Source organism: Psychrobacter nivimaris, from assembly GCF_043419765.1.
Taxonomy (GTDB): domain Bacteria; phylum Pseudomonadota; class Gammaproteobacteria; order Pseudomonadales; family Moraxellaceae; genus Psychrobacter.
The window spans coordinates 276,441-290,467 of the sequence record NZ_JBHOFX010000001.1; the positions used below are offsets into that span (position 1 = coordinate 276,441).

Here is a 14,027-nt window from a genome sequence, read left to right on the forward strand (position 1 = left end):
ATTTTCATAAAATTGATATTACACTTCGATACATGTTGCACTGCTCTCAATTAACTATTTGCAGCACCTAACACGCTCTCTAAGCTTTCAAGCACATGCTTAGATGAAACGTTCTTGCGCAAGTCTGTTAGTTGCTCATGCGCCATCTGACGACGTGGCTCAGCCAACGTATTCCAGCGAGCCAGTACTTGCAGTAAGCGCGATGCTAACACAGGGTTGGCATCATCTAATTTCTGAATCACGCCTGTATACATCTCTAGACCTTCTGTCGTCCATAATACCATTGGCTGCGAGCTAAAAGCACTGATGACCGAACGGACACGGTTAGGCGTATTCCAATCAAAGTCCGTGTGCGTCAGTAGCGACTTGACCATATCAGGCGTCACATCGTCGGCGGCAGCTTGGACACTGAACCATAAATCGATAACCAGATCATTTGCTTGGAAACGCTCATAGAAGTCTGCTAAGTACTTATCTGCATCTACCAATTGATGATTGACCATGGCCTTCAATGCACCAAAGCGCTCAGTCATACAGCTAGCATTATCATATTGCTGCTGTGCCCAGTCTGCTGCATCATCCACATTGGCAGTCAACGCCATATCAAGCACGACATTACGCAGCGCACGAATGCCTCGAGCTTCAGCGCTGTCCTCATAAGACTGCATTGGCAAGTTATTGTACAGCTCAGCCCATTGATCTTTTAACTTATCAGCAACTTGCTTGTATAGCCCATCGCGCTGCTCTTTAACCAGCGCTGGATCGTAGTCTTTAGAAATAGCAGAAGCCAACTCTTGCGCTGATGGAATATCAAGCAATCGTGCCGCTAGCATCGCATCGTCAGCCGCTAAGACAGGCAGCGTCTGCGCCAATGCTTCTAGGTATACATCAGGGCTGCTCTTCGTACCTTGGCCTTGCAGCAAAATACGATTTACCAGCATTTGAGTTACTTGCCAGCGGTTAAACCCATTGGTTTCATGCTTAAGCAAAAATGCTAAGTCTACATCTTGATAGTCATAATTAAGCTGTACTGGCGCGCTAAAGTCACGTAGTAATGACACGACAGGCTCGCTTGCGACATTCTCAAATACAAAGGTTTGCGTCGCCTCGTCAAGCAACAACATACGCTCAGCAACGATAGCGCCTGAGTCTTTGTCAAACAATGCCGTTGCTACAGGTATCGGCAATGGTTTTGGTGCATCAAAGCCTTTGACATGGCGTGTCTGTTGATTCAAGGTGATGGTTAGCGTCTGCGCTGCGCTATCATAAGTTTGAGAACCCGATACCACTGGCGTACCAGGCTGACGATACCAATCAATAAAATTCTCTATTTTGTCGTCAGTGATACTGAGTGCTGATAAAAAGTCCTCAACCGTTACCGCTTGTCCATCATAGCGACGGAAATACTCATCTGTGCCTTTACGGAAATCATCTGGCCCCAACGTATTGGCAATCATACGCACAATTTCAGCACCTTTCTCGTAGACGGTTGTCGTATAAAAGTTATTAATTTCAACAAAACTTTCTGGACGCACTGGGTGCGCTAATGGACCTGTATCTTCGCTGAATTGATGGGCACGCAAGGTCGCTACGTCATCAATACGCTGTACCGCGCTTGACTGTTGGTCTGCTGAAAATGATTGATCACGGTAAACGGTAAAGCCTTCTTTTAAACACAGCTGGAACCAATCACGGCAGGTAATACGATTGCCTGTCCAGTTATGAAAATACTCATGAGCGATAATAGCTTTTACGCTAAAACTACGGGCATCAGTGGTCGTCTCAGGGCTAGATAACACGCAAGCGGTGTTAAAAATATTGAGACCTTTATTTTCCATTGCACCCATATTGAATTGGCTGACCGCCACAATCATATAGCGATCTAGATCATAGGCTCGGCCATAATTGACCTCATCCCACTTCATAGCATCTTTCAAAGCTTGCATACCGACATCGCATTTATCGATATCGGCAGACTTGGCATACAACTCAAGCAAGACTTCTCGACCTTCGCTGGTCGTATAAGAATCTGTCAATACATCTAAATCAGCTACCACACAGGCAAATAGATAGCTTGGCTTATTGGTTGGATCGTGCCAGATGGCATAATGACGGTCTGGCGCATCGGCCACTTCGCCTGCTTCGACTAAGTTACCATTGGCCAATAACGTCGGATAGCGCTTATCTGCTTCGAGTCGCGTGGTAAATATCGCCAACACATCAGGGCGGTCTGGATAGAAAGTTATCTTACGAAAACCTTCTGGCTCGCACTGCGTCACAAACATCGTGTCGTCGCCGCTACCGGCCATATATAAACCTTCAAGCGCGGTGTTGGTATGTGGGCAGATACGCACTTGAATATCTAAAGTAGCTCGCTCAGGGGCATTATAAATCGTCAGCTTACCCGCTTCCTGCTGATAATCCTCAGTGGTTAGTGCCTTACCGTTCATCGTAATCGTTAGCAGCTCTAATGACTCACCAAATAAGACAATATCCCCTGCCGTTTGGCGTACCATCTCAAGCTTACTGTCTACCTGCGCGTAGTCTTCAAACAGCTTAATATCTAAATGTACTGTCTCGACATCAAAACTTGGTTTGGTATAGTCTTTTAAGTTAATCTTACTTGGCGCATGGGGCGGCACATCTGGCATTTCAGGATTGATGATTTGTGCATCAGTTTCAGCAGTAGACATATGGTGTCCTATTATTATCGGTGGTTTGGTTATAAGTTATTTTTACTAGGGGTGAATAATATAATAATGAGTAATATCATTTCGCTATTTGCAAAAGGGACTAGTGTAAAGAAAGACTTTATCTTGAGGCTAACTACATGAGCCAAGCGCTTAATAAACTAAGCACATGCATAAAGCTTTGCAATGATTAAGCTAACTTTTATACTAAATTGATTTTCTCATCAAGCTTATAGCTAGATTGACCTAAATCGCTAAATTTCAAGTATATATAGTAAGATATCGTCGGTTCAAGATGATTTAAATATGAAACATACGTTATCAATTGGATAATGTCGTTGAAAATGATTTAATAGTCATACTGATGACAAATCATTTAACTAACGGCTTATTATATGACAAAAAATACGGTGAAACGCGCAGACATTACCCTACCTTTGCTTATAGAGTATGTTGACGCGCTACTACCCTCACTGACGACTCAGACAGAACTATCACCTGAACATAGCAAAGATAATAGTGAAGCATTATGGGTAACACATAACAATGCGGACTTATTAGCACTACAAGCCCAACTTGACGATACTACATCTACTAATGAGAACACTGAAGCGAGGCTGAACGCACGACACTTATCAACGTTATCAGATCTTGCTAAACAACACGTACCCGATCGTTATGAGCTTGCTTGCTTTTGGCTGCCTACCTTGTCAGAAGAGCTGACTCAACACTATGTGCCGCTATTGATGCGCTACCGTGACCTGTATGCCGCGCATTTGCTTATTGCATTGGACAGCTCGATAGATTTGAAACCTTATGGCTTTACGCCATTTGATATATTGAGTGAGCCATCTCTAAATATTGATGACATTCAATCTATTACCTCATCAACCGTTACTGCGACGCTTTGGCAATTTAATCTATATGACTACAAACAACTGCCAAATTGGCTCAATGCTGATTACTGGGCTAACCCTGAAAACTGGGGCAAGCACCGCTGGTAATACACTCAATTTTATCTATCGTAATTTACAGTAAAAATACTTACATAAATTAACATTTAGTATATTATAGATAGAGATTGCCTAAGTTTTATCGGAAGCAGTTTAAAAAAACAAATTTAATTAAAATTTTAGGAGCTCGTCATGTCAATCAGTTTTTCTAAGATCGCTGTTCTTGCTGTGCTATCAAGCGCTGTTGCGATAACCACCGGTTGTGCTACCAAGCGTTCTACCTCAGAAGTTGTCGTTGCCCCACTAGGTATTCCAGGTGGCCAAGTTGGCTACAATGGTGCGGTTATCGTTGATAACTCAAATGCTGTCATCACTGGCGCTGAGAATATTCAAGCAGTGGTCTACTTTGCCTTTGATAGCAGCGAAATTACTGCTCAATCAGCGAGCGTCCTTAACCAACACGTAAGCCTGCTAAATTCAAACCCAGCAGCGACTGTCGTTATCGCAGGTCACACTGATGAGCGCGGTAGCCGTGAATACAACATGGCACTAGGTGAGCGACGCGCACAAGCTGCTCGTAACTACCTTGCTGCTCAAGGTGTCACTGCAAACAATATCCGTGTCATTAGCTATGGTGAAGAACGCCCTGCAGCAGCTGGCAACACTGAAGACGCGTATGCACAAAACCGTCGTGCCGAGTTGTCTTACTAAATTGTGATTTAGCGTTATTTATAGCGTTCGATAGTTTAATGAAAGCCCAGCAAGAGTATATTGCTGGGCTTTTTGGATTTTTAGTAGGTTAATTAGATATAAACTATTTAAATATAGCTATTGTATGACTATCTATGTATCAAATACATAGCGTTCATAATTACACATTCTTATATATTCAATTCTACAATAATCGTTTTTGATGACTATTAATATATGCCGACTTCTAACCTCACCCAGATACAATATACTCAACTCGACACCACGACATGGTGTGTGACGGCTCAAGTGAGCGAGTCAGTGAGTCATTTAGTCACTGAAAGCTTGTGGAACAAGTCATTATGGTTATCATCATGTAATACATCGTGTAAAGACATCATCAAGTTCAGTAGCTTAAATTGGCACTATCAGGTGGCGACAACAGCACCTAAACACTTAGTACCTGCTCTAGCACGTAAACAGCGTCAGCAGCAGCGGCAAGGCGTCAGGCAACTATTGCAAGAGCTGCTCAAAAAATTAGAAATAGATGACACCTTGGATGAGTCAAGCTTTCCTTATCGGCTCGTCAACAGCCAGCATTACGTATGCTTTAGCCATACAGGAGCTGGTAGTTCAAAGCAAACTACAGAATCGAATCAGACAAATTGTACACGTTTACACAGCAAAATAGCGGTCGTGATCAGTCGTCAGCGTCCTGCTGGTATCGATATCGAGAGTAATAATATTGCGTGGCATGTAGTCAAGCGTTTCTATTCAAAGAGCGAGCTAGCCATTTTACAGGAGCTATCTACAGATCAGCGTGAACGCACTGCCAAACTGTTATGGCAAATAAAAGAAAGCTTTATCAAAGTCAACCAATATACATTAGCTCAAGGCTTGGGTATAGATTACTCTCACCTTATTTCTAGCTTAATCGAGAATGATAAAGAGATTAACTCTACCTCTGTACCCAATGATAGTGAGGATGCTAACTGCCAATCTATTTACCGCATTGCCGCGTTACAATCTCAGCAAACTGTCATCGTTTTCTGATCAAGGTCTTCTGAGCAAAGTTCAAACCTGATTTTTAGAATACCTTTTAATATTTTATTTTAGGCATAAAAAAACGACCCTAAAAAGGATCGTTTTTTTGTTTTCTACTAATGACAGTCTTTAAACTGTGATTAGAAACGGTAAGTTGCGCCAACTTTAACGATTGGCAACCACTCTAACCAATCTTTGTCTTCTAGCTCTTGCTCAGCAAGTTTAGCAACTTGACCCGCATTAAGACCAGAAGGTATATCAGTAACACCGTTAGAAACTCTCACAACATTTTCTGGGTCAGTTGCATTTACTGTAGCATCTGTTTTACCCATGTAAGCTGCGCCAATTTCACCAAATAGACCAAAGTTATTTGTGATGTTCGGACGGAAACCGATAGTAGCGTAAGGAGCTAGCTTGTTACGATGCTCCATAGTACCTTGTAAAGTACCTACATCATCTGCGTTGTATGACACATCATTAATTTTGTAAGTACCGCCTTCAGAGTTAGCAGTTACATCAAAATCGTTGTCAGGAACGATAATACCAGCGCCAACTGTGAACCAGTTACCAGTAGGACGTAATTGTACACCTAGGTACGGGTTGCTAAAATCAGAATCTACATCGTAGTTTACGTCGTCTGCGTCAAAATCACCGCCGAAAAGGTCAGCTACATCGCCACCTGCCCAACCAGCTTGCAATTCAGTTTTTTCGTTAAGTGACCAACCGATGTTAGCACCATAACCTAAAGTACCAACTTCAGCGCTAACTGATGCTGGGTTCACTACTTTATTGAAGAAACCTTTAGTCCCACCAACAACAGCGCCAGTAGTGTTGCTTACTACACCAGCGTTAGCATCGTATGCATAAGAAGCAGGTTCTGCTTGATAAGCAACTGCAACTGGCTCAGCTTCATATGCAACTGCAGCATTGTCATCAACAACGATAACTGGATCAGCAGCTAATGCAGCAGTTGATGCTAGAACAGCAGCAGAGATTGCCGTCAATTTAATCAATTTCATAATTATTCTCCTAAAGTGTGAAATAAACCCGCCCATAAAAAACGATGATTGTGCTTTTGTTAAACCATCATTTTGTTGAGGTGATTAAAACAATTCTGACTTAAAAAGTCACCCCTACTGATGCTGTTTTTATTTGCCATTATGTAAAGATTGCATAGGTACTGTAATAATTGCTACACCAATCTGCAAAAATTCGCCTTTATGTTACATAACGTCCTTAAAGTAACCAAACAGCGTAAACATGAGACTTCGCTTGCTTAATGTTTATGTAAGGGTATTGCAAAATATGTCCACATAATTATCTAGAACGCACTTTGAATCAATGACAGTTATATGGCTTAACCTTACAGAATAGTGTGGCTTGTGAGTTGACGTATCTATTGTTACTTATATAAGAGAATCTACACCAACAAATAAAACGATATAAATGATCTCATATAACGCGACTAACGCTTGCCTCAAGCGAATATTATGCTAAATTAGTTGTTATAATAGATTTGTTATAGAACGTCAGTATTGTCACCATTTGTCTTATTTATGAAAATTTTGTGATGCTGTCTGCTCTATTTCTTTACTCCTACTGAGTCATATATATGCCTAAAGTATCTTCGATTACCCGTGTCCTAGAAATCATCGAAGCAGTGTCCTATGCTTCAAAACCGCTTTCTCCACTCGAGCTTTCACAAGAGCTAGATATACCTAAACCGACCATTCATAGATTGATTCAAAATTTGGTCGATGATGGTTTTTTGACTGTTGATATTGGTGGCGGTATTATCCCTGGTAAGCGCGTACGCAATTTGAGCGTTGAGTTATGGCAGCAACGACTGTTCTTTAATGAACGTCAGATGATTTTGCAAAAATTGGTTGATGAGCTAAAAGAAACCTGCGGTATTGGCATTCCCTATCATATGGATATGATCTATACCAACCGAGCTCAGACAACCTTGCCACTACAGATTTATCTTCCTGTCGGGGCAAAGTCACCTATGTGGTGTACCGCGACTGGCAAGCTCTATTTAAGCCAATTATCTACGACTAGCCGTATGAAAATCCTACAAGGGTTGCCATTAGATAAGTTCACTAAGAATACGATTACTGATATCGATGCATTAAATGCCGAGCTTGATCGCATTGCTGATACTGGTATCGGCATCGATAATGAGGAGTTTATCTCTGAGATGGTCGCAGTGGCTGTACCTATCTTGGATAAAAAGCAACGCTATCTGGCCTCACTCTACTTACATGCGCCCACCATACGCGTCTCATTAGATGATTTGCTGACGCACGTACCAAGACTGCAAGAAGCAGCACAAGACGTTCAGGCGCTCGTCTACGATCTGCAAAGCTAATACTATCTATTAGCCATCAAAAAAGGTCTACGCTATGATTTTAGCGTAGACCTTTTTCTTTTTAGCAAATGCATTCTCTTAATTAATGCCATCTACTTGTGATACTAAAAATTCTTAATAATAGTATGTTTAAGAACTGGCATGTCTAAGAAAGTTACATTCAAAAGAAACACAGTTAAGAGAGTTACGTTTAAGACAATAATGAAACATCATGACGTCCAATAATACTAGAAAAGTCTTTATCACCATTCTCTACAGTATGTGAGGCATATAACTCTGTCGCTTTGGCACCCATCGGCGTTTCTACTTCAGTGTCTTGAGCAGTCTGCATCGCAAGGTTTAGATCTTTTTGCATCAACTTGCTCATAAATCCGCCTTGATAGCCATTGCTAGAGGGCACATTTTCCATGACTTTTGGATAAGGGTTATAAACTTCTAGTGTCCAGTTACGCCCTGAGCTTTGTAGCATGATGTCTGATAGCACTTTGGGGTCTAAGCCGTTCTTGACGCCTAGATTAATCGCCTCTGCCGTGCCTGCCATCAGAATACCTAGCAGCATGTTATTGCAGATTTTCGCCACTTGACCTGCGCCATGCTCGCCTGCATGAAAGATATTTTTCCCCATCACGGCAAGTATTGGCTCAGCCTTAGCAAAAGCGGCAGCATCGCCGCCAACGATAAAGGTCAAACTACCAACAACCGCCCCACCTGTGCCACCAGAGACTGGCGCATCCAAAAAGTCGATGCCAAGCTTACTTGCGGCCTCTGCTACTGTCCTTGCATCAGCCGCCGCAATCGTACTACTGTCAATCACAAGTGTGCCTTTTGGCAACTCTGCTAGCAGACCATCAGAACTACTATCACCTAAATATACAGAGTGTACATGCTCACCGGCAGGCAACATACTAATCACAACTTGAGCATTACTTGCAGCGTCTTTAGGACTTTCTGCGACACTAGCCCCTGCTTGCTTCAAGCGCTTAGTAGCTGTCTCAGACAAATCAAAAACAGATAGCTCGTAACCTGCCTTTAATAAGTTCTCTGCCATTGGCGCACCCATATTACCAAGCCCAATGAAGGCGACATTTGGTTTAGAGTTATTATTATCCATCGTACTTGTATCCTTTATACCCATCTCATCACTCCTTGATGATTTATGATGTAGCTATTGCTACATACTATTTAACAGTATTTATTAGTGAATTTTACTTATGTCCTACGTTATAAATTTCTTTTAGGCAGTTAGCGGACATACTGACTACTCAAAGCGTTATCACCCAGCCAATCGCCCAAAGGATGCTCACCTTTTGGATAAGGATTGACAAAATGCTTATCGATATACGCCTGCCCTTCTACACTTAAACAGTCTGCTAATGAACGCGACCATTTAGGATTTCTATCTTTGTCAATTAATAATGCTCGCACGCCTTCTTTGAAATCAGGATTGGCTGCACAGTGCACTGCGACATTGGTCTCTAAATACAGCACTTGTTCGATCGATAAGTCAGCGACTTTGTGATACAGCGCATAGGTTAATGCAGCCGTGACTGGGCAACCATGACGATAAGTTGCGACTGCGCGCTGTGCCCAACTGTCTGCTGCAAAGTCTTGGTTTAGCTGTGCGAGCGCAGTATCGCTTTGTAGCAACGCATCGATATCAGCCAGACCGCCACTATTCATCAGTTGCTGAATAGGCTGCCAGTATGTTGCAAGCTTACTATCAGGTAGTTCGGCAATAGGTAGTTCAGCAAGTGCCCCGCTGACAATACTATGTGCGCTATTGCTATGGCACTTATCTGCACCGCTCGTGTTATCGACTGCATGCCAGTCGCTCTGTTTAAGACGCTGTATGACGGCATCATAGTCATGGCTAGCAACGGCATACTCTGCCAGATTGGCCAATAGCGCGTCACTGCCATTGCACATCGCGCCAGTTAAACCCAAGAACAGCCCCGTCTTAGCAGGCATAAGCTGCAAAAACCAACTACCAGATGCATCAGGGAACAGTCCAATGGTGACTTCAGGCATGGCAAAACGCGTACGCTCAGTGACTAGACGATGACTACATCCTGCCATCAGTCCCATACCGCCGCCCATGATAATACCGTCACCCCAAAGTATTAGTGGCTTTGGATAAAAGTGCATTTGACGATAGAGGCGGTACTCGTGACTAAAAAACTCAGTAGCATACGGGTTTGGCATTGGTGCACTGGTAGACATGCTGTCATAGAGCTTACGAATATCGCCGCCCGCACAGAACGCTTTATCCCCTGCACCTTTTAATACAAGCGCTACCACTTGCTCGTCCGCTTGCCACTGCTCTAACTGCGCTGAGAGCAATTGACACATATCAACGCTAAGTGCATTAAGCGATTTGGGTGTGTTGAGTGTCATGACTCCAATCAAGTGCCCGCAATCTGTCGATTCAGTATTGAACAATACAGGCGCTTCTTGTGCTGCATTATTGACTGACGTTCGGGAGTTAATATCATTCGTCGCTGCTGTCATAAAAGTGACCTACAAAATTAAATAATAAAGATGGCTCAAGCGTTTTGACCGCTGCTTATTTGTTTTGCCAATTGGGTTTACGCTTTTCTAAAAAGGCTTGTACCCCTTCGCGCTGATCTTTTGTATCAAACAACTTCACGAACGCTTCGCGCTCATGAATAAGGTTTTGTGCAGGCGGGGTATTTCTCGCCGCTTGGATAAGCGATTTAGAATAGCTGACAGCAACAGGAGACTGTTTAGCAACTTTTTGCGCTAATGCTTGCGCCACTTTTAACCCTTCTCCTTTGGCAGCAACTTCTTCGACCAGACCAATACGCAATGCCGTATCTGCATCGACCCGCTCACCACACAGTATCATGCGCTTAGCCCAACCCTCTCCTACTAACATAGGTAGATTTTGCGTGCCGCCAGCACATGGCAATAATCCCACGCCCGTCTCTGGCAATGCCATCTGGGCGTGAGCTTCTGCGATACGGATATCACATGCGAGCGCACACTCTAGTCCGCCGCCCATCGCATAGCCGTTGATGACAGCGATGCTGACACCGCGATAGGCAGACAATGCTTCAAACGCCTCACCAAATGCAATTGCCATGCTGATGGCGCGGCCTTTATCACCGTCTGAGAAGTTGTTTAAATCTGCACCAGCTGAGAAGAACTTTTCACCATCTCCATGCACGATTAATGCATAGATATCGTCGTTGGCATTGAGGTCGGTGATGAGCTGCTTAAGCGCATGCAAACTGTCCATCGTCCATGTATGTGCCGGTGGGTTATTCAACGTCAATGTTGCGGTATGGCCATCAATTGATAGTTGTAGATTGGTATACTCTGTCATAAAACATCCTTGTTTCAGTAAAACGAGATAAATTAGCGAAGCTGACTTAACCCTTCATCTTGCAAGACCTGACGTGAAATAATCACTCGCATGATCTCATTGGTGCCTTCTAGAATTTGATGCACACGCAAATCTCGTACATGGCGCTCAAGTGGATATTCATTTAGATAACCATAGCCGCCGTGTAATTGCAGGGCTTCATTGGCAACATCGAAACAAAGATCCGTAGATAGACGTTTAGCCATTGCGCAGTAGGTAGACGCTTGCCCATCATTGTTGTCGACTTTATCAGCTGCTAGATACAGCATTTGGCGCGCGGCAATGGTCTGAGTCAACATATCAGCAAGTTTAAACTGTACCGACTGCAAGCTAGCAATTGGGCTACCAAACTGGCTACGCTCTTGTACATAACTGGTTGCGGTCTCTAATGCAGCCTGTGCCGTACCTACCGCGCAAATACCGATATTAATACGACCACCATCCAGTCCTTTCATAGCGATACGAAAGCCTTGGCCTTCCTCACCTATCAAATTCTCTACTGGGACTTTGACGTCTTTAAAACTAATCGTCCTTGTTGGTTGTGCTTTCCAGCCCATTTTGTGCTCGTTTTTGCCATACTCGATACCAGCACTATTGGCATCTACGACGAACGCTGACACGCCTTTTGGCCCTGCCGCGCCCGTACGTGCCATCACCACCAATACATCGGTTGAGCCTGCACCAGAAATAAAGGTTTTTTCACCATTCAGTACATAATGCTCGCCTTGCTTCTCCGCTTTGGTACGTAATGAAGCTGCATCAGACCCTGCATTTGGTTCTGTTAGGCAATAGCTACCAAGCCACTCACCGCTGACCATGTTAGGTAGATATTTTTTGCATAGCGTATCGCTGCCATATTCACCAATCATCCATGCGGCCATGTTATGAATACTCATATACGCTGCTACAGCCGTGTCGCCCCATGCAAGCTCTTCGAATACCATCGCTGAATCGAGTCTTGGTAAGCCCAAGCCGTCATATTCTGGATTGGTGTACAGTCCCAAAAAGCCAAGCTCACCAGATTTTTTAATAACATCTATTGGGAAGTGCGAGTTGCGATCCCATTCGGCAGCGTTTGGCTTTAGCTCTTTTTGTGCAAACTGACGAGCCGTTTGGCGAAAGGCGACTTGGTCATCGGTCAATGAAAAATCCATAGGGTCATCCTTGTTCTTATAGATCAAATAGAGGGCTTAAATCTCAGATAAACGTTAATAAAAGCGCTAGTAAAAATGTTGGTCAGAGATTTTATAAGACATTAGTGCGACATGATAGCGGCATAACGATAATAAAACTGCGTTTAATAGTATCGCAAGTCGCATTATCGTCATACCGAAAACACAAAATGTCATACTGAAAAAACAGTGAGCTGACGATTAAATTGAAATGGTCGTATTCACACCACGGCTTGCTTCATCATCAAACCAACGCGCAGTCACGGTCTTCGTCTGAGTATAGAATTGGACGGCTTGCTTGCCATAAGGACCTAGGTCACCGAGCTTGCTGCCACGTGACCCTGAGAAGGAGAACATAGGTAGTGGCACAGGGATTGGCAAGTTAATACCGATTTGACCAACTTGAATGTCTTGCTGGAATTTATGTGCAGCCGCCCCTGACTGAGTAAATATCGCTGTGCCATTGCCATGTGGGTTGGCATTCAGTAGTTCAATCGCTTCATCTAAGCTATTAGCACGCATAATACACAGTACTGGGCCAAAGATTTCTTGTTGATAAATTTGCATATCGCTTGTGACATTATCAAAGATCGTCGGGCCTACAAAGTTACCTTTCTCGAACCCTTCAACGGTAATGCCACGACCATCTAAAATCAAGCTCGCGCCTTCTTCCACCCCAGTTCCAATCAAATGCTCGACACGGGCCTTTGCAGCAGGCGAAATCAGTGGTCCCAAATCCTTGTCATTTTTGCCAGCTGAGACGACTAAGCTTTCTGCTTTTGCTTTAATCTCATCAATCCACTCACCAGCTGCGCCTACTAGTACGACGACCGATAGCGCCATACAGCGTTGACCAGCTGCACCAAATGCTGCGCCTGCTAACTGATTGAGCGTTTGTTCTTTGTTAGCATCAGGCAGGATAACGCCATGGTTTTTTGCGCCCATCATGCACTGTGCACGTTTACCTGATTGGCTGGCACGCTCATAGACATGTTTGCCTACATGAGTAGAACCGACGAAAGAAACCGCTTTAATATCTGGATGGTCGCAGATAGCATCGACGGTTGCTTTGCCACCATGTACGACGTTAAGAACGCCTTCTGGTACGCCAGCTTCAATCGCTAGCTCTACCAAACGCATAGTCACCATTGGATCTTGTTCAGAAGGTTTTAGGATGAATGTGTTGCCTGTAGCAATCGCCATTGGGAACATCCATAGCGGAATCATCGCTGGAAAGTTAAATGGTGTGATACCAGCGCAAACACCGAGTGGCTGCCAAATACTATAAGTATCGACACCTGACGCTACGTTTTCTACAAAGTCACCGATTTGCAGGTTAGCAATACCAGCGGCATGTTCGACCACTTCTAAACCGCGGAACACATCACCGCGTGCATCAGCAATCGTCTTTCCTTGCTCTGCGGTCAAGATTTCTGCCAGCTCATCCATATGATCACGAATCAGAGACTGATACTTTAGAAAGATACGCGCACGCGTGGTAATTGGCGTTTTGCGCCATGTCTCAAACGCTGTCTGTGCGGCGGCGACAGCTTGGTTAATCTCATCATTAGTGGTTTGTGGAACTTTGGCGATGACTTCTTGCGTCGCAGGATCGGTGATATCGATCCATTCATCGGTGTTTGATTGTACGAACTGACCATTGATGAGCTGTTGAACGTGGTGCATAAGATATCCTTATCTTTTTTGCGAGACTACCGTGTG

At 43.8% G+C, this 14,027-nt stretch carries 10 protein-coding genes and 1 pseudogene; 4 read left to right on the forward strand and 7 right to left on the reverse strand.

Features of this window, described 5'->3' with window-relative positions; all coding sequences use genetic code 11:
- Nucleotides 1-50: 50 nt before the first annotated feature.
- A complete protein-coding gene (gene pepN, locus ACHEVO_RS01030) occupies nucleotides 51-2,651 on the reverse strand; it encodes an aminopeptidase N (RefSeq protein WP_394123906.1) in 2,601 nt (866 codons plus the stop codon).
- 434 nt (nucleotides 2,652-3,085) lie between these two features.
- Here pepN and ACHEVO_RS01035 point away from each other — a divergent pair, with 434 nt between their 5' ends.
- The 3 genes from ACHEVO_RS01035 to ACHEVO_RS01045 all read left to right on the forward strand — a co-directional run bounded on the left by ACHEVO_RS01035 (nucleotide 3,086) and on the right by ACHEVO_RS01045 (nucleotide 5,386).
- The gene (locus ACHEVO_RS01035) at nucleotides 3,086-3,694 is read left to right on the forward strand and encodes a DUF6231 family protein (RefSeq protein WP_394123570.1); all 609 of its coding nucleotides are present in this window, start codon (nucleotides 3,086-3,088) and stop codon (nucleotides 3,692-3,694) included.
- Between the two features lie 141 nt (nucleotides 3,695-3,835).
- Entirely contained in the window at nucleotides 3,836-4,354 is a 519-nt protein-coding gene (pal, locus tag ACHEVO_RS01040) for a peptidoglycan-associated lipoprotein Pal (protein WP_191113710.1), read from the forward strand.
- Between the two features lie 216 nt (nucleotides 4,355-4,570).
- The gene (locus ACHEVO_RS01045) at nucleotides 4,571-5,386 is read left to right on the forward strand and encodes a 4'-phosphopantetheinyl transferase family protein (RefSeq protein WP_394123571.1); all 816 of its coding nucleotides are present in this window, start codon (nucleotides 4,571-4,573) and stop codon (nucleotides 5,384-5,386) included.
- 131 nt (nucleotides 5,387-5,517) lie between these two features.
- On the opposite strand, the gene ACHEVO_RS01050 is transcribed toward ACHEVO_RS01045, so the two are convergent.
- The gene (locus ACHEVO_RS01050) at nucleotides 5,518-6,396 is read right to left on the reverse strand and encodes a hypothetical protein (RefSeq protein ID WP_394123572.1); all 879 of its coding nucleotides are present in this window, start codon (nucleotides 6,394-6,396) and stop codon (nucleotides 5,518-5,520) included.
- 593 nt (nucleotides 6,397-6,989) lie between these two features.
- Between ACHEVO_RS01050 and ACHEVO_RS01055 the strand changes: the two genes are divergently transcribed.
- Nucleotides 6,990-7,748, forward strand: coding sequence for an IclR family transcriptional regulator (locus ACHEVO_RS01055; protein WP_394123573.1), 759 nt, complete (start codon nucleotides 6,990-6,992; stop codon nucleotides 7,746-7,748).
- 190 nt (nucleotides 7,749-7,938) lie between these two features.
- On the opposite strand, the pseudogene mmsB reads toward ACHEVO_RS01055, so the two are convergent.
- The 5 genes and pseudogenes from mmsB to ACHEVO_RS01080 form a co-directional block, all read right to left on the reverse strand.
- Nucleotides 7,939-8,889: pseudogene (mmsB, locus tag ACHEVO_RS01060) on the reverse strand (3-hydroxyisobutyrate dehydrogenase); the annotation flags it as partial.
- Between the two features lie 101 nt (nucleotides 8,890-8,990).
- Nucleotides 8,991-10,256 (reverse strand): enoyl-CoA hydratase/isomerase family protein, encoded by a 1,266-nt coding sequence (locus tag ACHEVO_RS01065; protein WP_394123574.1) that lies wholly within the window; start codon nucleotides 10,254-10,256, stop codon nucleotides 8,991-8,993.
- Nucleotides 10,257-10,311: 55 nt separating this feature from the next.
- Nucleotides 10,312-11,094, reverse strand: a complete 783-nt coding sequence (locus ACHEVO_RS01070; protein ID WP_394123575.1) for an enoyl-CoA hydratase — start codon at nucleotides 11,092-11,094, stop codon at nucleotides 10,312-10,314.
- Nucleotides 11,095-11,126: 32 nt separating this feature from the next.
- Complete coding sequence (locus ACHEVO_RS01075; protein WP_394123576.1) at nucleotides 11,127-12,287, reverse strand: acyl-CoA dehydrogenase family protein; 1,161 nt, start codon at nucleotides 12,285-12,287, stop codon at nucleotides 11,127-11,129.
- A gap of 219 nt (nucleotides 12,288-12,506) precedes the next feature.
- The gene (locus ACHEVO_RS01080) at nucleotides 12,507-13,991 is read right to left on the reverse strand and encodes a CoA-acylating methylmalonate-semialdehyde dehydrogenase (RefSeq protein ID WP_347163154.1); all 1,485 of its coding nucleotides are present in this window, start codon (nucleotides 13,989-13,991) and stop codon (nucleotides 12,507-12,509) included.
- Between the last annotated feature and the right edge of the window lie 36 nt (nucleotides 13,992-14,027).

Coding starts and splice junctions, on each gene's coding strand:
- pepN (WP_394123906.1), bottom strand. CDS start 2,651: ATGCCAGATGTGCCGCCCCATGCGCCAAGTAAGATTAACTTAAAAGAC.
- ACHEVO_RS01035 (WP_394123570.1), top strand. CDS start 3,086: ATGACAAAAAATACGGTGAAACGCGCAGACATTACCCTACCTTTGCTT.
- pal (WP_191113710.1), top strand. CDS start 3,836: ATGTCAATCAGTTTTTCTAAGATCGCTGTTCTTGCTGTGCTATCAAGC.
- ACHEVO_RS01045 (WP_394123571.1), top strand. CDS start 4,571: ATGCCGACTTCTAACCTCACCCAGATACAATATACTCAACTCGACACC.
- ACHEVO_RS01050 (WP_394123572.1), bottom strand. CDS start 6,396: ATGAAATTGATTAAATTGACGGCAATCTCTGCTGCTGTTCTAGCATCA.
- ACHEVO_RS01055 (WP_394123573.1), top strand. CDS start 6,990: ATGCCTAAAGTATCTTCGATTACCCGTGTCCTAGAAATCATCGAAGCA.
- ACHEVO_RS01065 (WP_394123574.1), bottom strand. CDS start 10,256: ATGACAGCAGCGACGAATGATATTAACTCCCGAACGTCAGTCAATAAT.
- ACHEVO_RS01070 (WP_394123575.1), bottom strand. CDS start 11,094: ATGACAGAGTATACCAATCTACAACTATCAATTGATGGCCATACCGCA.
- ACHEVO_RS01075 (WP_394123576.1), bottom strand. CDS start 12,287: ATGGATTTTTCATTGACCGATGACCAAGTCGCCTTTCGCCAAACGGCT.
- ACHEVO_RS01080 (WP_347163154.1), bottom strand. CDS start 13,991: ATGCACCACGTTCAACAGCTCATCAATGGTCAGTTCGTACAATCAAAC.